Genomic DNA, 22193 nt, shown 5'->3' with positions numbered 1-22193 from the left:
AAAGCTAGCTCAGCAAGCAGTTAGGCCAGCAATAGAAATATCGCTGGCCTATTTTGTAATGGGGCGCAGCCCGCTTCATTCGGATAGCGCTTGCGCCAGTCCGCAATCGAAAGCGTTGTAATCATCTCGGATTTAAGACTGAGGTCCATACCAACACACAACATAGAGTGTGGTGACAAGGTATTGAAGCAGGCCATCAGCATTGCCAAATTACGATAGGGTGTCTCAATCCAAATTTGGGTCTGCTGAAGTTTTCTAGATTCACTTTCCAATTGTTTGAGTTTTGCGATGCGGTCTTGTGTATCGTGTGGAATATAGCCTTGAAAAGCAAAGCGTTGACCATTTAAACCGCTTGCCATAAGGCCCAATAAAATCGAGCTTGGGCCAACCAAAGGCTTTACTTTTGCACCTAGCTTATGCGCTGCCAGCACGAGTTCAGCGCCTGGATCGGCAACCCCTGGAACACCGGCCTCTGACATCAGACCCATGTCATTGCCAGCCATTAAGGGTTTGAGTAAATCGATTGGTTTGACCGCGTCACCATATTTAGCGTTGCGTGCCACACCCCGCCACTCACTCATCTGCATTTCTTGAATAGTGCAGGCCAAGGGGGAAACGCTATCTACTGCTTTTAGAAAGGCTCTTGCTGTCTTGGCATCCTCAACAATCCAATGAGTCAGCCTAGATGTTTGTGCAATTGTTTCATTAGGTAATACCCAAGGCAATTGCTCATCACGAGCATCATCACCTAAGGTATTGGGAATTAAGAAGAGGGTGCCTAAGGTTGAGCTCATTTATTTAGTTTCGTTTTTTATTTCTTTGCTGGAATAACAAAACCCGCATCACGCAAGAGTCCGCTCAGCGCTATCAATGGCAGGCCAATTAATGCAGTGGGATCATCGCTCTGAATGGATTCTAAGAGTGAGATTCCCAAGCCTTCAGACTTGGCGCTGCCAGCGCAGTCATAGGGTTCTTCGGCGTGAAGGTATGCCTCCAGAACATCATCTGATAGTTTGCGAAAGGTCACTTGCGTAGGAATATTGACAGTTGTTTCTGCATCACCACGCATCAGGCATAGCGTAGTATGAAAAGTCACAGTAGCACCCCGCATTAGTTGGAGTTGCGCTAAGGCACGCTCAAAATTACCAGGCTTGCCGATTGCGGTGCCCAGAAAGTCGGCGACTTGATCTGAGCCAATGACCCAAGCGTCTGGATGATCTTGAGCCACCGCTGCCGCTTTGGCTTTAGCAAGACGCAACGCTAAGGTGAGCGTACTTTCTCCAGGTAAAGGAGTTTCATCTACCTTGGGCGATACGATCTCAAAAGGAATGCGCAGGCGCTCCAATAGCGCTTTACGGTAGATGGATGTTGATGCCAGAATTAGTTTTTTTGCAGAATTACCCATCACTTATTGCGCTTTCGCTGTTGCCTTCATTTAGACTGATGTCATGAATCGTAATCAAGTTTTACCTCAAGTTGAACTATCTGCTGATCTGAGCGCATTGCGCAGGGTAGATTTTTGCGCTCCCCAGTCTTATTTGGGTGGGGGATTTTTGAAGATTCCGGATTTACCTCGATTGGCGCAGGAGGCCTCCAAAGTGGAGGCTGGGGATGGCTTTGAGTGGAATGCAAAGACGTATTTTGTGGATTCCCCGGGTTCTGAACCGCATCAGATCCTTCAATTGGGTCTAAAAGGTCGTCTCCATATGATTTGCCAGCGTTGTTTGCAGGACTGCCCAGTCGATTTATCTGAAGAGCGTCAATTTGTCATGGTGGCCACGGAAGCTTTAGCTGATGCCTATCCGATTGAGGATGATGAGCTAGAGCCCATCGTTGCTAGCCAGCACTTTGACCTCTTAAGCTTAATTGAGGATGAAATTTTGCTGTCTTTGCCCTTAATTCCGAAGCATCCAGAGGGTGCTTGCCAGGCTCATGCCTCATCCTTTGGGGATGCCAAAACAGGTGCTGACGCGCTAGAAAAGCCTGAAAATCCCTTTAACATATTGAAAAATATGAAGAAAAGTTCATGAGGGCGGTTCAGTTGCCTACTCTATTTGCCGGCTACATGAACAATAAATCAAGCATTTAGCGTCTTTTCCATGCTAGAATGTCGCCTTGCTTAGGAGTTCAATATGGCCGTCCAACAGAATAAAAAATCACCTTCCAAACGTGGCATGCACCGTGCGCACGACTTTTTGACCGCACCTGCTACGGCTGTTGAAGCCACAACTGGTGAGGCTCATTTGCGCCACCACATTTCACCAAACGGCTACTATCGTGGCCGTAAAGTTGTTAAAACTAAAAACGACTAATCTTTTAGTCTAAAAGATCGAAGCGGCTCCATTCAAAGCCGCTTTTTTCTTAAAAAATCCACTTGCAGCAATTCATGACTTTATGAGCGTCACTCTTGCGATCGATGCCATGGGTGGGGATCACGGAGTAGTTGTCACCGTTCCCGCCTGCTGTGATTTTCTTGAAAAACACGCTGATGTGAAGATTGCCTTAGTCGGCGATCCGGAATTGCTCAAGCAAGCTTTGGGTAAGTTTCCAAAAGCGCCTGTAGAGCGCATTCAAATTATTCCTGCTAGTGAAGTGGTCTTGATGGATGACCCCATTGAGGTTGCGCTGCGTCGTAAAAAAGATTCCTCTATGCGCCTAGCTATCGAGCAAGTCAAAGAGGGTAAGGCTGATGCCATTATTTCTTCTGGCAACACTGGCGCCTTGATGGCGATTTCACGTTATGTTCTCAAGACTCTAGAGGGTGTTGATCGTCCTGCGATTGCTACTGCCATCCCCAATGAAAAAGGGCGCGGTACCACGATGTTAGATCTGGGTGCGAATGCAGATTGTGAGCCAATGCACTTGGTTCAGTTTGCCCAAATGGCGAACGTCATGGTGCAAGTAGTCGACGGCACAAAGACCCCTTCTATTGGTCTTTTGAACATCGGTGAAGAGGTCATTAAGGGTAATGAGGTGGTCAAGCAAACGAGTGAGTTACTTCGACAAAGCAATCTCAACTTTTATGGCAACGTAGAAGGTAATGACATCTTTAAGGGCACTACGGATATCGTGGTGTGTGATGGTTTTGTAGGTAATGTTGTCTTAAAGGCAAGCGAGGGCTTGGCAAAGATGATGAGTGGCTTGATTCGCGAAGAATTTAATCGTTCTTGGTTAACGAAGCTCATGGCAGTTTGTGCGATGGTGCCTTTATTGCGTGTTCGTAAGCGAGTAGATCATCGTCGTTACAACGGCGCAGTACTGTTGGGTTTACGTGGTTGTGTGATTAAGAGTCATGGCTCAGCCGATCGTTTCGCTTTTGGTTTTGCCTTAGATCGCGCCTATGAGGCTTCTAAGAATCGCATGGTAGAGCGTATCGCTCAGGCATTTGTGGTGGAGACAAAATAATAATGACAACGTATTCACGGGTAGCCGGTACGGGAAGTTACCTTCCTGAGTTGCGTTTAACCAATCAAGATCTTGTCGAGCGTTTAGCAAAGATTGGTCTTGAGACTAGTGATGAGTGGATTGTGACTCGCAGCGGTATTTCTGCCCGTCACTTTGCTGCAGACAATCAATTGACTAGTGATTTAGCAGTCAAGGCCGCAGAGGCTGCATTGGAGAGCGCTGCTTGTACTTCAGAAGATCTTGACCTGATTATTTTGGCTACATCCACTCCTGATCATTTGGGTGGCTTTCCAAGCACTGCGTGTGTTGTACAAGATAAGTTGGGCGCACATACCAATTGCGCTGCATTTGATGTGCAGGCAGTTTGTGCAGGTTTCACTTACGCACTTGCGATTGCAGATGCTTTTATCCGCTCTGGGACCTATAAAAAAGTATTGGTTCTAGGTGCCGAAACTTTCTCTCGGATCTTAAACTTCGAGGATCGCACGACCTCAGTATTGTTTGGGGATGGCGCAGGCGCAGTTGTACTAGAAGCATCTAGCGAGCCCGGTATTTTATCGACCGCCTTGCATGCGGATGGCAGTCAGCGGGATATTCTTTGTGTTCCAGGGCGCGCTGGTAATGGCCAAGTGCATGGCTCGCCATTTATGACAATGGATGGTCAAGCGGTATTCAAATTAGCAGTAAAAGTGCTTGAGCAAGTGGCTCATGAAGCTTTAGAAAAGGCCAATCTCAAGCCTGAACATATTGATTGGTTGGTACCACATCAAGCGAATATCCGCATCATGGAAAGTACTGCACGCAAGATGGGTATGTCTATGGATAAGGTCATCGTCACGGTTCATGAACATGGCAATACTTCAGCTGCTTCGATTCCATTAGCTTTGGATGCTGGTGTTCGTTCTGGTCAAATTCAACGTGGTCAACATCTTCTCTTGGAGGGTGTGGGCGGAGGATTTGCTTGGGGCGCTGTAGCGATCAAGTACTAAGTAAACAGTATTTCAACAACATTAACTCAGCGAATATTTTTATGACATTTGCCTTCGTATTTCCTGGTCAAGGTTCCCAATCTGTTGGGATGCTCAACACTATTGCGGATCGCCCTGAAGTGCGCGAGACCTTGCAAGAAGCTTCAGAAGCATTAGGCGAGGACGTTGCAACGCTGATTGCCCATGGCCCTGCAGAAGCCCTTGCTTTAACAACGAATACTCAGCCAGTGATGCTGACTGCTGCAATTGCTTTTTATCGCGCTTGGTTGGCGGCTGGCGGCGCTATTCCTAAAGTCATGGCGGGTCATAGTCTTGGTGAGTACTCTGCTTTAGTTGCTGCAGGAGTACTTTCTTTTAAAGATGCGGTTCCGCTAGTACGCTTTCGCGCGGAAGCGATGCAAACTGCAGTACCAGTTGGTACAGGCGGTATGGCCGCTATTTTGGGGCTTGAGGATGCCATCGTGAAGACCGTATGTGCAGAGGCTGCTACGGCTTGCGGCGGTGTTGTGGAGGCAGTGAACTTTAATGCACCTGGACAAGTAGTGATCGCTGGCGGCAGCGATGCTGTTACCAAGGCATGTGAATTACTAAAAGCGGCTGGCGCGAAACGGGCACTGCCTTTGCCAGTATCTGCACCATTCCATTCTTCTTTGCTGCAGCCTGCATCAGAGAAGTTAAAAGCCTATTTAGCCAATATTGAATTCAAAGCACCCACGGTTCCTGTAATTAATAACGTGGATGTAGAGATATTGAATGATCCTGCTGCCATTAAAGACGCTTTGGTACGTCAAGCTGCTAAGCCAGTGCGCTGGCAGGAAACCATCAATATGATGGCTGCGCAGGGCATCACCGAGGTTATTGAGTGTGGCCCCGGAAAAGTCTTGGCTGGCCTCACCAAACGCATTAATGAAAAGGTTATTGGACTGCCTATTTTTGATGAAACCAGTCTGAACGAGGCACTTGCTGCAGTAAAGTAAATATTCACAATTATTGAGAAATAACGAAAGACAAATATGAATCTCGATCTAAGCGGACAAATTGCATTGGTCACTGGTGCATCGCGCGGTATTGGTCAGGCTATCGCGGATGAGTTGGTGAAGTGCGGCGCTAAAGTGATTGGTACGGCTACTTCAGACAGTGGTGCCAAAGCTATCGATGAGCGTTTAAAAGCCTCAGGGGGTGCAGGTAAGGTATTAAATGTCACTGCACCAAATGCTTGCGAGGAAATCATTGATCTCATCGTTAAAGAGTATGGCGGAATCAATATCTTGGTAAACAACGCGGGTATCACGCGCGATAACTTGGCGATGCGAATGAAGTCTGAAGAGTGGAGTGACGTGATTGATACTAATTTAAGTTCAGTCTTTCGCTTATCTCAAGCGGTCATGCGTCCGATGATGAAAGCGCGTGCTGGCCGCATTATTAATATCACCTCGATTGTTGGTCATATGGGCAATCCTGGACAGGCCAATTACGCTGCAGCAAAAGCAGGAGTTTCAGGGATGACTCGCGCTTTAGCGCGCGAAATCGGTAGCCGCAACATCACTGTTAATTGTGTGGCACCTGGGTTTATTGACACAGATATGACCCGCGCTTTGAGTGAAGAACAGCAAAATGCCCTCAAAGTGAATATTCCCTTGGCTAGATTGGGTAGCCCTGAGGATGTAGCCCAGGCTGTAGCATTTTTAGCCTCTCCAGCAGCAGGATACATTACGGGTAACACCCTACATGTCAATGGCGGCCTCTATTTAGCTTAAATTTATAGCAGGAATTTGGTCATTTTTTGGTGGATTTGCTAATTCAGTCCGCCAAGCTGATAAAATTCTTTTCATCGTTTTTTTACAACCCTTGGGGGACTTAATGGATAACATCGAACAACGCGTTAAGAAGATCGTCGCTGAGCAATTGGGCGTCGCAGAAGCAGAGATCAAAAATGAATCTTCTTTTGTGAATGACTTGGGCGCAGACTCTCTTGACACTGTTGAGTTGGTAATGGCTTTGGAAGATGAATTCGGCATCGAAATTCCTGATGAGGAAGCTGAAAAAATCACTACCGTTCAGCTCGCTATCGATTTCGCTAAATCTAAAGCTCAGGGTTAATTCCCTAGCTAATATCTAGCTATTACTGTGTCAGCATCAAATGGCCGTCGCCGGGTAGTTGTTACCGGCCTGGGCCTTATTTCACCTGTTGGTAATTCTGTTGATGTAGCTTGGTCTAATTTGCTCGCGGGCAAATCAGGCATCGCTACCATCACGAAGTTTGACCATACACCACTGAGCGTGCATTTCGCTGGTGAGGTGAAAGATTTCAATGTTGAAGAATATGTGTCTGCCAAAGAGGCGCGCCATATGGATACCTTTATCCATTACGGTATTGCCGCTGGCACGCAAGCCATTCGCGATAGCGGACTGCAAGTAACAGAAGAGAACGCAGAACGCATTGGCGTGATGGTGGGCTCAGGCATTGGTGGTTTACCAATGATTGAAGAGACTGGCGCTGAGCTGTTGGCTCGGGGTCCTCGTCGCATTTCTCCATTCTTTGTACCAGGCTCGATCATTAATATGATTTCTGGTCACCTCAGTATTTTGTTTGGTCTGAAAGGGCCAAATGTTGCAGCAGTGACGGCTTGTACAACTGGTTTGCATAGCATTGGATTGGCAGCACGCTTAATTCAATATGGTGATGCCGATGTGATGGTGGCTGGCGGTGCAGAATCTACGATTTCTGCATTAGGCGTTGGCGGCTTTGCATCTGCTCGCGCGCTTTCAACCCGTAATGATGATCCTGCAACTGCTTCACGCCCTTGGGATGTAGACCGTGATGGTTTTGTTCTGGGTGAGGGTGCAGGTGTCATTGTTCTCGAAGAGTATGAACACGCTAAAGCACGCGGTGCAAAAATTTATTGCGAGCTGCTCGGCTTCGGTATGAGTGGTGATGCGTATCACATGACTGCTCCCAATATGGATGGCCCACGTCGTTGCATGGTCAATGCCATGCGTGATGCCGGCTTAAATCCTGATCAAATTCAATACATCAATGCGCACGGAACCTCAACGCCTTTGGGTGATAAGAATGAAACCGGCGCCATTAAAGCAGCTCTTGGTGAGCATGCCAAGAAGACTTTGATTAACTCCACTAAGTCCATGACTGGCCACCTCTTGGGTGGTGCTGGCGGCTTGGAATCTGTCTTTACTATTTTGGCTTTACACAATCAAAAGTCTCCGCCAACGATTAATATCTTCAATCAAGACCCTGAGTGTGACTTGGATTACTGTGCCAATACGGCTCGTGATGTGAAGATTGAGCATGCTGTCAAAAACAACTTTGGCTTTGGGGGTACTAACGGTACCTTGATTTTTGGCAAATTGACCTAATATTCAGATTAAGTAACTTCTTAATCTCATTCACTGGTATTTACCAAGTAGGTCTAAAGCATCATGAAAAAGTACTTTATTGCGCTCCTGGCTATTCTGAGTCTTGGGCAAATTGCATTCACTCCAACAGCATTTGCGCAAAATCCGCGGGTTTTGCTGCCTGATTTTGCAGATTTGGTTGAGCGTGCTAGTCCTGCGGTGGTCAATATTCGGACTACTGAAAAAGTGATGGCGCAGCAAGCTCAGGGAGGATTCCCTGGGATGCCTGACGATCAGGCAGAGTTCTTCAGGCGCTTTTTTGGAGTGCCAATGCCAGGGATGCCTAATGGCAATCCCCCCAAGCAAGGACAACCCAATTCCGGCAAGCCGCAAGAGGCTGACCGGGGTGTGGGCTCGGGATTCATTATTGAATCCAATGGCTTAATTCTGACAAATGCCCATGTTGTAGAAGGTGCCACAACAATCTATGTCACTTTGACTGACAAGCGTGAATTTAAGGCCAAGTTATTGGGTATGGATAAGCGTACCGATGTAGCGGTTGTGAAAATCGATGCTCGTGATTTACCTCGCCTACCTTTGGGAGATTCTTCCAAAGTGCGTGTAGGTGAATGGGTCGTAGCCATAGGCTCTCCATTCGGCCTTGAAAATACCGTTACTGCCGGCATTGTGTCTGCTAAGAGTCGAGATACTGGGGATTATTTACCCTTTATCCAGACGGACGTAGCGGTCAATCCCGGTAATTCTGGTGGCCCTTTGCTCAATACAGCTGGTCAAGTGATTGGGATTAACTCGCAAATCTTTAGCCGCTCTGGTGGTTATATGGGCATTTCTTTTGCCATTCCGATTGATGAGGCGATGCGGGTTGCAGACCAGTTGCGTACCAATGGCAAGATGACCCGTGGTCGTATTGGTGTAGCCCTAGGAGAAATGACAAAAGAGGTTGCTGAGAGTTTGGGTCTAGGCAAACCTCGCGGAGCCTATGTCCGCAATGTCGAGCCTGGTGGTCCTGCGGCTGCGGGGGGTATTGAATCGGGTGACGTCATCTTGAGCTTTAATGGTCGAGATATTGCTAAATCAACTGATTTACCCAGGGTCGTTGGTGAGACTAAGCCTGGAACGAGTGCCACCGTACAAGTATGGCGTAAAGGAACTACTAAGGATCTAACAGTGACGGTGGCAGATACCGACGCTAGTCAGGCTGCAGCTAAGAAGCCAGAGAGCTCAGGAGCGAATGGTAAGAGTGCTAGTACCATGGGAGTAATCGTCTCAGAGCTTACAGAGGCTAAAAAGCGGGATTTAAATATCCGAGGTGGGGTTGAGGTCACTGGTTTAGGTGAGGGTCCTCTCGCCCGTGCAGGGGTTCGCCCTGGGGATGTCATTGTGCGTATTGCAGACACGGATATCACGGGAATTAAGCAGTTTGAGGCCGTGGCTAAGAGTCTAGACGCCAACAAAGCGGTTCCTGTTTTTGTCCGCCGTGCTGACAGCACTATGATCATCCCGGTGAGACCGAAATAAGCTAAAACCCTGCTTTTTAAGCGGAAAAAATGGGTTTGGCGCTATTTTGGCGCCACCCATTACAATCTCTTTCAAGACGACTTTTTGCAGCGCATCATCGTGGTGCGTTCTGACAAGGCGTTTTTTAAAGATCAAATAAGACGCTATGGATTTAATCCGCAATTTTTCTATCATCGCCCATATCGATCACGGCAAATCAACGCTAGCTGATCGCATTATTCAGTTATGCGGCGGCCTTTCCGATCGGGAAATGGAAGCCCAAGTTTTAGACTCAATGGATATTGAGCGCGAGCGTGGCATCACCATCAAAGCGCAAACTGCTGCGTTGACCTATAAGTCCAGAGATGGCAAAACGTATAACCTCAATTTAATTGATACACCTGGTCACGTTGACTTCTCTTATGAAGTCAGTCGCTCCTTATCGGCATGTGAAGGCGCATTGTTAGTAGTTGATGCCAGTCAAGGCGTTGAAGCACAAACCGTTGCCAACTGCTACATGGCGCTGGAGTTAGGTGTTGAGGTTGTTCCAGTTCTCAATAAGATTGATTTGCCTCAGGCAGACCCAGAGCGTGCTAAAAAAGAAATCGAAGATGTCATTGGTATTGATGCATCAGAGGCAGTAACTTGCTCAGCTAAAACAGGTATGGGCGTTGAGGATGTGATCGAAGAAATGATCGCTCGCGTACCTCCACCAAAAGGTAATGCCGCTGATCCTTTGCAAGCGCTGATTATTGATTCATGGTTTGACAACTACGTTGGTGTGGTGATGTTGGTGCGTGTTGTCAATGGCACTTTGAAGCCCAAAGAAAAAATCACCTTAATGGCCAATGGTTCTAGCCATTTGGTTGAGCACGTAGGCGTATTTAGCCCTAAGTCTGTCGATCGCCCAGAGTTATCTGCTGGCCAAGTAGGCTTTGTGATTGCTGGTATTAAAGAATTAAAAGCGGCAAAGGTGGGTGATACGGTGACGCACTCTCCAGGTCAGCAGGGTAAGGTGCCTGCCTCAGAACCACTGCCGGGATTTAAAGAAGTGAAGCCACAAGTATTTGCAGGACTCTATCCAGTGGAGTCTAGTGAGTATGATCAATTGCGCGAATCTTTGGAGAAGTTGCAATTAAATGATGCGTCACTCTTGTATGAGCCTGAGGTATCGCAAGCGCTGGGTTTTGGTTTCCGCTGCGGCTTCTTAGGTCTGTTGCACATGGAAATTGTGCAGGAGCGTTTAGAGCGTCAATATGGCATGAACCTCATTACCACTGCGCCAACGGTGGTCTATCAAGTGGAGCAATCTGATGGCTCAGTGATTTTGGTGGATAACCCATCGAAGATGCCAGAGGCGAGCAAGATTAATACAATTCTTGAGCCTATCGTGACCGTGAATTTATACATGCCACAAGAGTATGTTGGCTCCATTATTACTTTGTGCGTTGGCAAGCGCGGTATTCAGATGGATATGAATTATCTTGGACGCCAGGTCAAACTCACATACGAATTGCCCATGGCTGAAATCGTATTGGATTTCTTTGACAAGATGAAATCCATCTCGCGTGGCTACGCGTCTATGGATTATGAGTTCAAAGAATATCGTCCAGCAGATGTGGTCAAAGTTGATATTCTGATTAATGGTGAGCGGGTCGACGCCTTATCAGTGATTGTTCACCGCAGTAATAGCCAGCATCGTGGTCGTGAAGTGGTTGCCAAAATGCGCGGCATCATTCCGCGTCAAATGTTTGATGTGGCGATTCAGGCAGCGATTGGTAGCAATATTGTTGCGCGTGAGAACGTCAAGGCATTGCGTAAAAACGTATTGGCTAAATGTTATGGCGGCGATATCTCACGTAAGCGTAAGTTATTAGAGAAGCAAAAAGAAGGTAAGAAGCGCATGAAGCAAGTGGGTAATGTGGAAATTCCACAAGAGGCTTTCTTGGCCATTTTGCAGGTAGACGATTAATGAACTTCGCACTCATTCTATTTATCTTGGTCGTGGTTTCTGGCATTGCTTGGCTAGCTGATCGCTTTTACTTTGCGCCACAGCGCCGTGCCGATGGCATTGAACGTATGCCCCTCTGGTTGGAGTACACAGCAGGATTTTTCCCGGTTATTTGCGCAGTGTTTGTATTGCGTTCATTCATTGCTGAGCCCTTTAAGATTCCTTCAGGCTCGATGATTCCCACGCTGCAGATTGGTGATTTTATTTTGGTCAATAAATTTACCTACGGTATTCGTTTACCGGTCATCAATAAAAAAGTGATTGACCTTGGGACCCCTAAACGCGGTGATGTAGTAGTGTTCCGCTACCCACGGGATGAGTCGATTGATTACATTAAGCGGATCGTTGCCTTACCAGGTGATACCGTTGAGTATCAGGGCAAGCGCCTCACTGTTAACGGTCAGCCATTACAGTACAGCGGCGGCGAACCCTATCTTGATCCAGAAAATATGCGCTATGCCAAGCGTTATACAGAATCCTTTCCTGCCGATCTTGGCGGCAATAAACATGACATCCTCAATGATCCTGATCGACCATCAGCTAGCTTTCCAACGGAGCGTTTCCCGGGCTTTGAGAACTGCCAATACCAAAATGCTGGGCTGATTTGTACTGTTCCACCTGGACATTATTTTGCGATGGGTGATAACCGAGATAACAGTGCGGATTCTCGTTACTGGGGTTTTGTGCCGGACAAGAATATTGTGGGTAGAGCATTTTTTGTCTGGCTAAATTTAGGCAACCTTGGCCGCATTGGTGGCTTTGAGTAAGACAATGAACGCTCGCGCCGTTATTGAAACAGCCCCGCTTCAAGCGCGACTGGCTTATACCTTTAAAAAGCCAGAGTTGCTTCATCAGGCATTAACGCATCGCAGTCATAGCAAAAAGAACAATGAGCGTCTTGAGTTTTTAGGTGACTCGATTCTCAATTGCGTTGTCGCAGAAATGCTATACGAGCGTTATGCAGATTTAGATGAAGGCGACCTTTCACGCGTGCGCGCTAATTTGGTGAAGCAACAGGCTTTATATGAAATTGCCCAAACCCTCTCACTTTCTGACTATTTGCGTCTAGGTGAGGGTGAGCTGAAGAGTGGTGGATTTCGTAGACCATCAATCTTGGCTGATACTCTAGAGGCTGTGACTGGAGCGATTTTCTTGGATGGCGGTTTTGATGCTGCCAAGACCTGCTTACGAAAACTCTATTCGATTATTTTGGCCAACGTAGATCCAAAGACGCTTGGTAAAGACGATAAGACCTTGTTGCAGGAGTGTCTGCAGGGTTATCAGTTAGCTTTGCCGACTTATAACGTGATTGGCACTAGCGGTGCAGCTCATAATCAACAATTTGAGGTGGAATGCCTCATACCGAGTTTGAAGGTGTCTGTAAAGGGTGAAGGTGCTTCACGCCGAGCAGCCGAGCAAGCTGCTGCTAAATTGGCTTTGGTTGGGGCATTAAAAGCCTTGCCTCAAGAAATGGGTAAACCTAAGAAAACTCGGTCAGCCAAAAAGAAGGCTGCAAATAAAGTAGCAACCGAAGAACAGTTAAATCTTAAGCTGAAGGGCTAATCGTGTTTAGATGCGGCACTATCGCCATTGTCGGGCGTCCCAATATGGGCAAGTCAACCTTGTTAAATGCCTTGGTTGGTCAAAAAATTAGTATTACTTCGCGTAAGGCGCAAACCACGCGCCATCGTATTTTGGGGATTCAGAACCGTGAAGAGGCCCAGTTTATCTTTATTGATACGCCTGGTTTTCAAACACGCTTGATGAATACCCTCAACAAAGCCTTGAACCGCACGGTGACCACTGCCTTGCAAGACGTCAATGTGGCTTGCTTTGTAGTGGAGGCGGGCTATTTTGGTGAAGACGATAAGAAGGTCTTGCGCTTGCTGCCTACGGATTTGCCAGTGGTGCTGGTTTTAAACAAATTGGACTTATTTAATAGTCGTTTTCAGACACCATCTGAGCGTGATCAGGCCTTACTCAACTTCATGAAAGAGATGAGTCAGCCTTGGAGTGAGCTCGGTGGCCACGAGGATCAACAATGTGAGTTCGCTGAAATTGTGCCCATGAGCGCAAAAAGTCCTGGCGATATTGAGCGCTTATTAGATGTGCTTGAGGGTTATTTACCTGAAGCGCCAGCAGTGTACGATGGTGAAACCATTACGGACCGCAGTGAGCGTTTCTTGGCCGCTGAAATCCTGCGTGAGAAAGTATTCCGCTTTACTGGTGAAGAGCTCCCGTACACCAGCACAGTTGTGATTGATCAGTTCAAGATGGATGGCACGATGCGTCGGATTGCGGCAACGATATTAGTTGATCGTGATAGCCATAAGGCGATGATTATTGGTCAAAAAGGCGAGCGTCTGAAAAAGATCTCTACCGATGCACGTATTGATATGGAAAAGCTCTTTGATGGCAAAGTCTTCTTAGAGACATGGGTCAAGGTAAAACGCGGTTGGGCTGATGATCGTGCTGAGCTACGGGCGCAAGGGCTAGAGTAATTATTCATGGCCTCGATTCGTGTTGCTGACGAACCTGCTTTTGTATTGCACAGCATTCCCTACAAGGAAACTAGCTTAATTCTGGATGTATTTACGCGGCAGTATGGCCGTATGGCCTTGATCGCTAAGGGTGCAAAGCGCCCACATTCAACATTACGACCAGTTTTGCAACGTTTTCAACCACTCTTAGTTTCTTGGAGTGGTAAGTCAGAATTACGCACTTTAACCAAGTCAGAGTGGGTTGGTGGTACCCCATCCCTCGTGGGTGATGCACTCTTGTGCGGCTTTTATCTCAATGAGTTGCTAGTGAAGTTTTTGGCTCGCGAAGATGAATATGAAAAACTCTATGACTATTACACCAATACCATCTCGGCTCTATCTAATCTGGAGTTTGAGTCCAAAGGTTTGGAAGAGATTTTGCGTCCTTTTGAGTTAACCCTGCTACAAGAGACGGGTTATGCAGCAGCACTAGATCGTTGTGTAGAAACAAACCAAGCCCCCAATTCTGATGAGCAATATGTATATCAACCGGAGCGAGGTGTGAGGCCTGCCCAAGGTGATGATCCAGGCCATTGGCCGGTATTGAGCGGTAGATCATTATTAGCAATTGCAGCTGGGGACTTTTCTAGCCCAGAGACTCTCTCAGAGAGCAAGCAATTGATGCGTTTCTTGCTTGGCTTGCATCTGCAAGATCAAATCTTGACAACCCGTCAGATTTTGATTGATCTGAAAAAAATCTAGTAACCTAGACACATGAATACCCAACCAAAGCTTGAGCTTGGCATCAATATCGATCACGTAGCTACATTGCGCAATGCGCGTGGGACTGTCTACCCTGACCCCCTTAAGGCCGCACATCTGGCTGAGGAAGCCGGTGCTGATCTCATTACTTTGCATTTACGTGAAGACCGCCGCCATATTAAAGACGCAGATTTATTGGCATTGCGACCTCTCATTCAGACGCGGATGAATCTAGAGTGCGCTGTTACTCCAGAGATGATTAATATTGCCTGTAGAGTGCAACCTCATGATGTATGCCTTGTCCCAGAAAAACGGGAAGAGGTTACCACTGAGGGAGGTTTGGATGTGTTGGGGCACTATGAGGCTGTGAAGGCAGCAACTACCCAACTAAAGAATGCCGGTATTCGAGTGTCATTATTTATTGACCCAGAAGAAAAACAAATTCAGGCGGCTAAAGAGGTTGGCGCGGCCGTCGTAGAGTTGCATACAGGACGTTATGCAGACCTCTCAGGCGAGCAGCAAGCTCAAGAGCTTGAGCGTATTCGTAAGGCTGCGCAGTTTGGAAAGAGTATTGGCCTGCGTGTGAATGCTGGGCATGGCCTGCACGAGGGCAATGTGATGCCAGTTGCTGCTATTGCTGAGCTCTCTGAACTCAATATTGGTCATGCGATTGTTGCCGAAGCCTTATTTAAAGGTTGGCAAAAAGCCATTATCGATATGAAAACCTTAATGGCCAAGGGAAGAGCAAGTACTTCCAAACCAGATTAAACCCAGAAATATAAACATGATCATTGGAATTGGCACAGATATCTTGCAGATTGAGCGACTTCAAGCTGCGTACGATCGCACGAATGGTCGTCTTGCTGAAAAAATTCTCGGGCCAGATGAGATGTTGGTTTTCAAACATCGCTTAGGTAGAAATCACAAGCGGGGGATTGCTTTTCTGGCAACGCGTTTTGCTGCCAAAGAGGCTTTCTCCAAAGCGATTGGTCTGGGCATGAGAATGCCGATGACCTGGCGATCACTACAAACCTTAAATGAGCCTAGTGGTAAACCAGTCACTTCTTATTTAGGAGCACTAGCCCAGTTTATGCAAGACAAAAACTGGGAAGCCCATGTCACAGTCAGTGATGAGCAAGATATGGCAATTGCCCATGTGATTGTCACGCAAAGATAAATGAACGAAGTGAATGTAAATAAGTAAGCAAAGAACTACACCACCTATCTACCGAGGAATACATGAGTAAAGCGACGATGAACCCAGGCCCAATTACTTTAGATGTTGTGGGTTTAGAGTTAAATGCCGATGATCGTCGTCGGATCTTGCATCCACTAACTGGCGGTGTGATTTTATTTGGCAGAAATTTTTCTAATCGTAAACAGCTTTCTAAACTGACTGCAGAGATCAAAAAACTGCGTCCCGATGTATTGATCTCGATTGATCATGAAGGTGGACGCGTTCAGCGCTGTAGGACGGATGGCTTTACCCATTTACCTGCTATGCGTAAGCTTGGCGAGCTTTGGGGTGTTAAAAATAAATCAACTGGTAAAACAAAATATGCTGCTGAATCGGCTGCCCAAGCCATGGCAGCAGCAACTGCCTGTGGCTATGTTCTGGCAGCAGAGTTACGTGCCTGTGGTGTCGACTTTAGTTTTACCCCAGTACTGGATTTAGATTTTGGGCGTAGCGGGGTGATTGGTGATCGCTCCTTTAGTCGTGATCCGCAAATTACTTTTGCTCTGGCGAAAAGTCTTAATGAAGGCTTGCGTTTAGCAGATATGGCGAACTGCGGTAAACATTTCCCTGGTCATGGCTGGGCCGAAGCGGATTCACATGTAGCCATCCCGGTAGATGAGCGTTCCTTAGATCAAATTCTCAATGATGATGCTAAGCCTTATGAGTGGTTAGATCTCAGCCTAGCATCAGTGATGCCAGCCCATGTGATTTATCCCAAGGTAGATCAAAACCCTGCAGGCTTCTCTAACATTTGGTTGCATTCCATTTTGCGCGAAGAGCTTGGTTTTGAAGGGGTCATCTTCAGTGATGATCTTTCGATGGAGGGCGCGAGTGTCGCCGGTTCAGTAGTAAAAGGTGCGGAGCTTGCTCTAGATGCTGGTTGCGATGCGGTGCTTATATGTAATCGTCCTGATTTAGCTGATCAGTTACTCTCTCAACTCAAAGTCTCTAAAGCGAAGCGTTCTGAATCTGCACAACGACTAAATCGTCTCATGCCAGAATCCACTGCGCTCTCTTGGGGGCAGCTACAAGAAGAACCTGAGTACTGCCATGCCAAGGGTTTACTAAAGCAATTAAATCTCATTGCATAGAGTGCTGTTTATTTTTTTGTAACTCTTTCCCACTCGGAAAGAACAAATTTTTTAATGCTGTAACCTTGCTCTCTAGCGCAAACAATAGTCTCCACGTCAACCGGCTGATATATTTTTTGCAGTCTTAGCATGTCACCTTTGGTTGAAAAATTCGGCATCCAGGACCCCCAGAAAAACCCAATGCTCTCTAGATCAAGATAAGCATGGCCCGCTGCTTCTTGTTCAATTGGTATATCTAAATAAATAGATGCCAGATTGAGCGCTTCTAATTTGGTGAGTTCATGTTTGACTGCAGTAACTAAATCGCTGCCAATGCGATCGATTGCAATATTGGCCGTTTGAATGCTGGAATTGATAACGGTATGAAAAGTCGTTGTTCCGCTAGCAGCTATATTCGAACTTACGATGTTGCGTTGAATATTTAAATCTTTCACCAATGATTTTGCATGCTCAGCATGTTGAGCTGGCATAAAAATGGTATGTGGACGATCATTTAACTGCAAATAAAACGCCAGCAATGACATGCGAGTATCTGGATGATTTTCAAGACCCTTCATTGATATCGTGGCTGGAGTATCACCAATAAATAAACCTGTTTCTTTGGCGTTAAAGGTAATCATTTCATGTTGGCTGTATGGGTGGTTGGTTACGCACTCAGTCCAAAAACCCGGCAAAGAAAGTTCTTGGGCAATCTCAATTCGTTCTTTTGCCATGTTTTCGGCGATATGTTGACCTCTAAAGTTGGGGTCAACCATCATCTTCCCGGCTTCGGGTGAAACATTATGAGTGCCATCAAATGTAAGGGCGCAGTGCCCAATGATTTGACCGTTACCGTGTTTTGCTACCACCGAGTGCATCAACTTGTTTGTGATGATTTCTTCTAATTGATTGATGTCATACATCACTTTATTTGGATAGCTTTCGCCATAACAACGGCGAACACAGTCGATTAGCTGAGGAAGATCAGCGGGGTGAAGTCGAGTGATTTCTGGGGCGTTGGTATTAGTCATAGTGTGTTCATTATGACTTGTACTTGGGAAATAAAAAAGCCCGGAAAACCGGGCTTTTGAGCATCAGTAGTGGGCTATTTAGTTAGCGCGGCTACGGTATTCGCCGGTACGAGTATCGATCTCGATCTTGTCACCAGTATTGCAGAACAAAGGCACTTGTAATTCATAGCCAGTTGCCAATTTTGCATTCTTCAATACTTTGCCTGAGCTGGTATCGCCTTTCACTGCAGGTTCTGTATAAATGATTTCACGAACTAAAGAGTTGGGCATCGCTACAGAAAGTGCTTTTCCTTCATAGAACACTACTTCGCAGGGCATGCTTTCTTCAAGGTAATTCAATGCATCACCCATAAATTCAGCTTCAACTTCATATTGGTTGTATTCAGAATCCATGAATACATACATTGGGTCTGCAAAGTAAGAGTAGGTGCACTCTTTCTTATCTAGGATTACAACATCAAACTTGTCGTCGGCCTTAAATACACCCTCATTCGGTGCACCAGTTAACAAGTTCTTAAATTTCATTTTCACAACGGAAGAGTTGCGACCTGAGCGGCTGTATTCAGCCTTTAAAACGACCATGGCATCAGTGCCAATCATTACTACGTTACCAACGCGGAGTTCTTGTGCTGTTTTCATCTTGCTAGTCCTGGGTGCAGAGCTGCTTTTCTGCGGTTTTTATCAAAACCAAGATTGTAACCGCCCGAGGGCTCATTTCGTGTGAGATCAGGCTACAAAGTCCAATAGACGCGCTGCCAAGCCTCCATCAGCCTGTTTTTTGAGTAAATCCGCTCGCCAGGCCTTGGAATGGCTCTTCCAGAGATCTAATGATGCGATCCATTGCGTGGGCATTGCCCAGGTCATTGCGGCAATCACAGCAGTCCTCAGCTCCTGGGAAGTGTCATCTAGATAGAGATCTAAGAACGCGGCTAACTTCACTTCATGGGCACGATCTTCTTGAGGATAAATATGCCAAATGAAGGGTTTGCCTGCGAGTTGGGCTCTTACAAAAGAATCTTCACCTCGGACAATATTAAAGTCACATTGCCCAAGTACCCAATCATATTCATCTTGAGAAACAAAGGGAATGGAAATAAGTTGAATGGACTCTGGCAGAGTAATTTCTTGACTGGTGCTCAGTCTTAATTGCTCAAAGAGGCCATGAGTCAAAATGATGTCAAAGTTTTCACCAGTTTTACCTAGATCTGTGAGCCATTTCAGGAGTGGTGCGCCTGGATAGCAAAAAACGCTCATACGCTTGGCATTTGGCCGTAATTTTGACCAGCTGGATTTGAGGCTGGTTGGTATATTGCTAGGACTATCTGCAAGGGCTGGCACTGGATCAATGAGGATGCCGCCGGCATTCGCCTGAAAACCCGGAAAGAAGAAATATTTAGGAATGCCATGAGATTGAGGAGATGCCTTTTGATGAAAGTCCACAATCCAGGGCTCAGCACTGAGATACTCCAAATTGATGATGAGGGGTTTCTGGGGGGCAATCAGTAAACCCGTGAGATAGCGCTCTGGTAGCTCACAGCCAAAGGCTTCGACGACCACATCTGGAGTTTGAACGGGATGACGGCTATTGCTAAAGCTAGCCTCCCAGGGTTGAAGATCCACTTTTGCTTTGATCGACTCATCTACTCCAGAAGCGAGTAAATTAAGGGTTGGCAGATCGTCACAGAAAATGCGCACGTCTTGGCCATGAAGACTTGTTAAGCTTCTTGCTAGGCGCCAGCAAACACCGGCATCACCATAGTTGTCTACGATTTGACAGAAAATATCCCAACGCATGAGTAATTCGCTTTTTGAAACCCTTCAGCAGGATGTTAAACGGCTACCCGGATTGCCGGGGGTGTATCGCTTCTTTGATGAGGCAGGCCACATTTTGTATGTCGGAAAAGCGCGCAACCTCAAAAAACGTGTTTCTAGTTACTTTCAGCGCACCCAACTCTCCCCCCGTATTCAATTGATGGTGGGCAAAATTGCTCGCTATGAAACAACGGTAACACGCTCTGAAACCGAAGCCTTAATTCTAGAGAACAATTTGATTAAGGAGCTTGCTCCCCCATTTAATATTCTCTTTCGAGATGATAAGTCTTATCCCTATGTGATGTTAACTGGACACCAGTTTCCACGATTGGCTTCTTATCGCGGCAAAACGGATAAGCGTAATCATTACTTTGGCCCATTTCCAAATTCCTGGGCAGTTCGCAATAGCGTGCAAATTTTACAAAAAGTATTTCGCCTTAGAACTTGCGAAGATTCTGTTTTTAAAAACCGTAGCCGACCTTGTCTACTCCATCAAATCCATCGTTGTAGCGCCCCCTGTGTTGGGCGGTTGAGTGTCGAGCAATACGGACAAGATGTAGCGCAAGCAACCCGTTTCCTGGAGGGCGACCATAGTCGCGTGCTCTCTGAACTAGAGAAAAAGATGCTTGCCTATAGCGATGCCATGGAGTTTGAGATGGCTGCTGTCTTGCGAGATCGAATTGCCGATCTTTCTAGTGTGCTGCAACGGCAATCGATGGATACCGTTGCTGATGGTGAAGGTGATGTGGATGTGATTGCCGTCGCGCAGATGGAAGGGGTAGTCTGCGTGAACTTGGCGATGATTCGGGGTGGCCGTCATCTGGGTGATCGGGCCTATTTCCCAAAAGGCTTGAGAACAACATCAGGGGAGTTACCACCGCCTGAAGAAATTCTAGAAGCTTTTATTGCTCAACACTATTTAGAAGATAAAGAACTGGATGTTGAGTCAAAAACCAATCTCATTCCACCAGTGATTGTTCTTAATCATGCATTGCAGAAATCTCCTGAAGGTATTTCTACTGCAGAGGCGGGTGATGAATTGGCTCCTGAAAGTTTGCGTGACTTACTAAATACTCAAGCGGGTAAACGGATTACTTTCTTACATCAACCTCAAGGTCAAAGACGTCATTGGTTATCCATGGCTGAAGGCAATGCCAAGATTGCCATTGCCAAGCGCTTAGTGGAGACAGGTGGACAGCTTGCTCGGGCAAGGTCACTGGCCGATATCTTGAGTCTTGAGCTGGAAAGCTTGGAGCATTTACGCATAGAATGTTTTGACATCAGTCACACCTCTGGCGAAGCGACACAAGCATCTTGTGTGGTGTATGCAAAAAATGCCATGCAGGCAAGTGAGTATCGCCGTTTTAATATCAATGACATTACTCCTGGCGATGACTATGCTGCTATGCGCCAGGTATTGCAACGGCGTTACGCTAACTTCCAAGAGCTACCTATTGAGAAAATCCCGCAGGTGATTTTGATTGATGGTGGCAAAGGCCAGGTAGAAATGGCACGACAGGTTTTATCTGAATTTGGTATGGATATTGGTTTGATCGTTGGGGTAGCTAAAGGGGAAGGGCGCAAGGTCGGTCTAGAGACTTTAATTTTTGCCGATGAGAGAAAACCACTTGAGCTTGGTATTGACAGCCCCGCTTTATTATTAGTTGCCCAAATTCGGGATGAAGCGCATCGCTTTGCTATCACAGGTATGCGTGCTAAACGGGCCAAAGCCAGAACAGTTTCTCAGTTAGAAGAAATTGAGGGGATAGGAGCAAAACGTCGTCAGAAACTGCTAGCTCGCTTTGGTGGTCTGCGTGGGGTAGCCAATGCCACCATCGAGGAAATTGCAACTGTCGAGGGAATCTCCACGGCTTTGGCTGAGCAAATCTATCGGCAACTCCATTGATTTCCAAGTGCCGTCACATTGGTTTATGCTTGAGACATGCCATTTAATTTGCCCATTGCCTTAACCTGGTTGCGTGTTGCCGCAATTCCACTTGTCGTGGCAGTCTTCTATTTACCGAATGGTTGGCTTACCCCTTTTGATAAAAATCTGACGGCAACCATCATCTTTGTATTGGCAGCAGTGACCGATTGGTTAGATGGTTTCTTGGCAAGACGGATGAAACAAGAGTCTGCATTTGGGCAATTCTTAGATCCTGTGGCAGATAAGTTAATCGTTGCCGCTTCATTATTAGTTTTGCTCAATTTAGATCGCGTGCAAGTGTGGGTAGCCCTCATCATCATTGGCCGTGAAATCACTATCTCCGCCTTAAGAGAGTGGATGGCATTACTAGGCGCAGGTAAAAGTGTTGCTGTACACATGGTGGGTAAGCTCAAAACAACAGCTCAACTTGTCGCTATTCCATTTTTACTGCTCAATGACACCTTATTTGGTTGGTTAAATTGTGCGCAAGTAGGGACTTGGTTAATCTGGATTGCATCCTTTTTAACGCTCTGGTCGATGTTTTATTACATGAAAAAAGCCTTGCCGCAGCTAATAGATCAACCCAAATAAAGACCG

The 22193-nt window shown here is 46.6% G+C and carries 24 protein-coding genes; 19 read left to right on the top strand and 5 right to left on the bottom strand.

Features of this window, described 5'->3' with window-relative positions:
* Positions 1-20: 20 nt before the first annotated feature.
* Positions 21-794 carry an SAM-dependent methyltransferase gene (locus tag FD974_RS06900; protein WP_215363747.1) on the bottom strand — a complete coding sequence of 258 codons (774 nt, stop codon included), beginning with the start codon at positions 792-794 and terminating at the stop codon, positions 21-23.
* A gap of 17 nt (positions 795-811) precedes the next feature.
* Positions 812-1405, bottom strand: a complete 594-nt coding sequence (locus tag FD974_RS06895) for a Maf family nucleotide pyrophosphatase (RefSeq protein ID WP_215363745.1) — start codon at positions 1403-1405, stop codon at positions 812-814.
* A gap of 43 nt (positions 1406-1448) precedes the next feature.
* On the opposite strand from FD974_RS06895, the gene FD974_RS06890 reads away from it, so the two are divergent.
* The 17 genes from FD974_RS06890 (at position 1449) to nagZ (ending at position 16847) form a co-directional block, all read left to right on the top strand.
* Entirely contained in the window at positions 1449-2030 is a 582-nt protein-coding gene (locus FD974_RS06890; protein ID WP_215363744.1) for a DUF177 domain-containing protein, read from the top strand.
* 102 nt (positions 2031-2132) lie between these two features.
* Positions 2133-2312, top strand: coding sequence for a 50S ribosomal protein L32 (rpmF, locus tag FD974_RS06885; protein ID WP_011902241.1), 180 nt, complete (start codon positions 2133-2135; stop codon positions 2310-2312).
* An 82-nt stretch (positions 2313-2394) separates the two neighbouring features.
* Positions 2395-3405 (top strand): phosphate acyltransferase PlsX, encoded by a 1011-nt coding sequence (gene plsX, locus FD974_RS06880; RefSeq protein ID WP_215363742.1) that lies wholly within the window; start codon positions 2395-2397, stop codon positions 3403-3405.
* A 2-nt stretch (positions 3406-3407) separates the two neighbouring features.
* Positions 3408-4394, top strand: coding sequence for a beta-ketoacyl-ACP synthase III (locus tag FD974_RS06875; RefSeq protein ID WP_215363740.1), 987 nt, complete (start codon positions 3408-3410; stop codon positions 4392-4394).
* Positions 4395-4435: 41 nt separating this feature from the next.
* Positions 4436-5371: an ACP S-malonyltransferase gene (fabD, locus tag FD974_RS06870; protein ID WP_215363738.1), complete on the top strand. Its 936-nt coding sequence runs from the start codon at positions 4436-4438 to the stop codon at positions 5369-5371.
* Between the two features lie 36 nt (positions 5372-5407).
* Entirely contained in the window at positions 5408-6151 is a 744-nt protein-coding gene (gene fabG, locus FD974_RS06865) for a 3-oxoacyl-ACP reductase FabG (RefSeq protein ID WP_215363736.1), read from the top strand.
* 103 nt (positions 6152-6254) lie between these two features.
* On the top strand, positions 6255-6494 hold the full coding sequence (acpP, locus tag FD974_RS06860) for an acyl carrier protein (RefSeq protein WP_062311190.1): 240 nt from the start codon (positions 6255-6257) through the stop codon (positions 6492-6494).
* Between the two features lie 27 nt (positions 6495-6521).
* Positions 6522-7769, top strand: coding sequence for a beta-ketoacyl-ACP synthase II (fabF, locus tag FD974_RS06855; protein ID WP_215363733.1), 1248 nt, complete (start codon positions 6522-6524; stop codon positions 7767-7769).
* Positions 7770-7832: 63 nt separating this feature from the next.
* Positions 7833-9287: a DegQ family serine endoprotease gene (locus FD974_RS06850; RefSeq protein WP_215363730.1), complete on the top strand. Its 1455-nt coding sequence runs from the start codon at positions 7833-7835 to the stop codon at positions 9285-9287.
* Positions 9288-9432: 145 nt separating this feature from the next.
* Complete coding sequence (gene lepA / locus FD974_RS06845; protein ID WP_215363727.1) at positions 9433-11238, top strand: translation elongation factor 4; 1806 nt, start codon at positions 9433-9435, stop codon at positions 11236-11238.
* A complete protein-coding gene (gene lepB, locus FD974_RS06840; RefSeq protein ID WP_215363724.1) occupies positions 11238-12044 on the top strand; it encodes a signal peptidase I in 807 nt (268 codons plus the stop codon). The genes lepA and lepB overlap by 1 nt, the downstream gene beginning before the upstream one ends.
* 4 nt (positions 12045-12048) lie before the next feature.
* The gene (rnc, locus tag FD974_RS06835; RefSeq protein ID WP_215363721.1) at positions 12049-12840 is read left to right on the top strand and encodes a ribonuclease III; all 792 of its coding nucleotides are present in this window, start codon (positions 12049-12051) and stop codon (positions 12838-12840) included.
* Between the two features lie 44 nt (positions 12841-12884).
* Positions 12885-13778 carry a GTPase Era gene (gene era / locus FD974_RS06830; RefSeq protein ID WP_251374560.1) on the top strand — a complete coding sequence of 298 codons (894 nt, stop codon included), beginning with the start codon at positions 12885-12887 and terminating at the stop codon, positions 13776-13778.
* 6 nt (positions 13779-13784) lie between these two features.
* On the top strand, positions 13785-14519 hold the full coding sequence (gene recO, locus FD974_RS06825) for a DNA repair protein RecO (protein ID WP_215363715.1): 735 nt from the start codon (positions 13785-13787) through the stop codon (positions 14517-14519).
* A gap of 12 nt (positions 14520-14531) precedes the next feature.
* On the top strand, positions 14532-15287 hold the full coding sequence (pdxJ, locus tag FD974_RS06820) for a pyridoxine 5'-phosphate synthase (RefSeq protein WP_215363712.1): 756 nt from the start codon (positions 14532-14534) through the stop codon (positions 15285-15287).
* A 16-nt stretch (positions 15288-15303) separates the two neighbouring features.
* Positions 15304-15696: a holo-ACP synthase gene (gene acpS, locus FD974_RS06815; protein ID WP_215363709.1), complete on the top strand. Its 393-nt coding sequence runs from the start codon at positions 15304-15306 to the stop codon at positions 15694-15696.
* Between the two features lie 62 nt (positions 15697-15758).
* Entirely contained in the window at positions 15759-16847 is a 1089-nt protein-coding gene (gene nagZ, locus FD974_RS06810; protein ID WP_215363705.1) for a beta-N-acetylhexosaminidase, read from the top strand.
* Between the two features lie 8 nt (positions 16848-16855).
* On the opposite strand, the gene FD974_RS06805 is transcribed toward nagZ, so the two are convergent.
* From FD974_RS06805 to earP, 3 genes are all read right to left on the bottom strand, one after another.
* Complete coding sequence (locus tag FD974_RS06805) at positions 16856-17857, bottom strand: GNAT family N-acetyltransferase (protein WP_215363703.1); 1002 nt, start codon at positions 17855-17857, stop codon at positions 16856-16858.
* Between the two features lie 78 nt (positions 17858-17935).
* Positions 17936-18496 carry an elongation factor P gene (gene efp, locus FD974_RS06800; protein ID WP_215363700.1) on the bottom strand — a complete coding sequence of 187 codons (561 nt, stop codon included), beginning with the start codon at positions 18494-18496 and terminating at the stop codon, positions 17936-17938.
* A gap of 87 nt (positions 18497-18583) precedes the next feature.
* Positions 18584-19651 (bottom strand): elongation factor P maturation arginine rhamnosyltransferase EarP, encoded by a 1068-nt coding sequence (earP, locus tag FD974_RS06795; RefSeq protein ID WP_215363697.1) that lies wholly within the window; start codon positions 19649-19651, stop codon positions 18584-18586.
* On the opposite strand from earP, the gene uvrC reads away from it, so the two are divergent.
* Together uvrC and pgsA are read left to right on the top strand one after the other, a co-directional pair.
* A complete protein-coding gene (gene uvrC / locus FD974_RS06790; protein ID WP_215363695.1) occupies positions 19650-21575 on the top strand; it encodes an excinuclease ABC subunit UvrC in 1926 nt (641 codons plus the stop codon). The two genes, earP and uvrC, sit on opposite strands and share 2 nt — an antisense overlap.
* Positions 21576-21611: 36 nt before the next feature.
* The gene (pgsA, locus tag FD974_RS06785; protein WP_215363693.1) at positions 21612-22187 is read left to right on the top strand and encodes a CDP-diacylglycerol--glycerol-3-phosphate 3-phosphatidyltransferase; all 576 of its coding nucleotides are present in this window, start codon (positions 21612-21614) and stop codon (positions 22185-22187) included.
* Positions 22188-22193 lie beyond the last annotated feature (6 nt).

This window comes from Polynucleobacter sp. es-EL-1 (assembly GCF_018687975.1).
GTDB lineage: Bacteria > Pseudomonadota > Gammaproteobacteria > Burkholderiales > Burkholderiaceae > Polynucleobacter.
This window is presented reverse-complemented; position numbering and strand designations above follow the sequence as displayed.

What these genes read in the sequence shown, in the direction of transcription:
- FD974_RS06895 (WP_215363745.1), bottom strand. Translation starts at nt 1,405, where the DNA reads ATGGGTAATTCTGCAAAAAAACTAATTCTGGCATCAACATCCATCTAC.
- efp (WP_215363700.1), bottom strand. Translation starts at nt 18,496, where the DNA reads ATGAAAACAGCACAAGAACTCCGCGTTGGTAACGTAGTAATGATTGGC.
- uvrC (WP_215363695.1), top strand. Translation starts at nt 19,650, where the DNA reads ATGAGTAATTCGCTTTTTGAAACCCTTCAGCAGGATGTTAAACGGCTA.
- lepA (WP_215363727.1), top strand. Translation starts at nt 9,433, where the DNA reads ATGGATTTAATCCGCAATTTTTCTATCATCGCCCATATCGATCACGGC.
- FD974_RS06875 (WP_215363740.1), top strand. Translation starts at nt 3,408, where the DNA reads ATGACAACGTATTCACGGGTAGCCGGTACGGGAAGTTACCTTCCTGAG.
- pdxJ (WP_215363712.1), top strand. Translation starts at nt 14,532, where the DNA reads ATGAATACCCAACCAAAGCTTGAGCTTGGCATCAATATCGATCACGTA.
- fabG (WP_215363736.1), top strand. Translation starts at nt 5,408, where the DNA reads ATGAATCTCGATCTAAGCGGACAAATTGCATTGGTCACTGGTGCATCG.
- FD974_RS06900 (WP_215363747.1), bottom strand. Translation starts at nt 794, where the DNA reads ATGAGCTCAACCTTAGGCACCCTCTTCTTAATTCCCAATACCTTAGGT.
- fabD (WP_215363738.1), top strand. Translation starts at nt 4,436, where the DNA reads ATGACATTTGCCTTCGTATTTCCTGGTCAAGGTTCCCAATCTGTTGGG.
- rnc (WP_215363721.1), top strand. Translation starts at nt 12,049, where the DNA reads ATGAACGCTCGCGCCGTTATTGAAACAGCCCCGCTTCAAGCGCGACTG.
- era (WP_251374560.1), top strand. Translation starts at nt 12,885, where the DNA reads ATGGGCAAGTCAACCTTGTTAAATGCCTTGGTTGGTCAAAAAATTAGT.
- rpmF (WP_011902241.1), top strand. Translation starts at nt 2,133, where the DNA reads ATGGCCGTCCAACAGAATAAAAAATCACCTTCCAAACGTGGCATGCAC.
- recO (WP_215363715.1), top strand. Translation starts at nt 13,785, where the DNA reads ATGGCCTCGATTCGTGTTGCTGACGAACCTGCTTTTGTATTGCACAGC.
- nagZ (WP_215363705.1), top strand. Translation starts at nt 15,759, where the DNA reads ATGAGTAAAGCGACGATGAACCCAGGCCCAATTACTTTAGATGTTGTG.
- acpP (WP_062311190.1), top strand. Translation starts at nt 6,255, where the DNA reads ATGGATAACATCGAACAACGCGTTAAGAAGATCGTCGCTGAGCAATTG.
- FD974_RS06850 (WP_215363730.1), top strand. Translation starts at nt 7,833, where the DNA reads ATGAAAAAGTACTTTATTGCGCTCCTGGCTATTCTGAGTCTTGGGCAA.
- earP (WP_215363697.1), bottom strand. Translation starts at nt 19,651, where the DNA reads ATGCGTTGGGATATTTTCTGTCAAATCGTAGACAACTATGGTGATGCC.
- plsX (WP_215363742.1), top strand. Translation starts at nt 2,395, where the DNA reads ATGAGCGTCACTCTTGCGATCGATGCCATGGGTGGGGATCACGGAGTA.
- pgsA (WP_215363693.1), top strand. Translation starts at nt 21,612, where the DNA reads ATGCCATTTAATTTGCCCATTGCCTTAACCTGGTTGCGTGTTGCCGCA.
- acpS (WP_215363709.1), top strand. Translation starts at nt 15,304, where the DNA reads ATGATCATTGGAATTGGCACAGATATCTTGCAGATTGAGCGACTTCAA.
- FD974_RS06890 (WP_215363744.1), top strand. Translation starts at nt 1,449, where the DNA reads ATGAATCGTAATCAAGTTTTACCTCAAGTTGAACTATCTGCTGATCTG.
- lepB (WP_215363724.1), top strand. Translation starts at nt 11,238, where the DNA reads ATGAACTTCGCACTCATTCTATTTATCTTGGTCGTGGTTTCTGGCATT.
- FD974_RS06805 (WP_215363703.1), bottom strand. Translation starts at nt 17,857, where the DNA reads ATGACTAATACCAACGCCCCAGAAATCACTCGACTTCACCCCGCTGAT.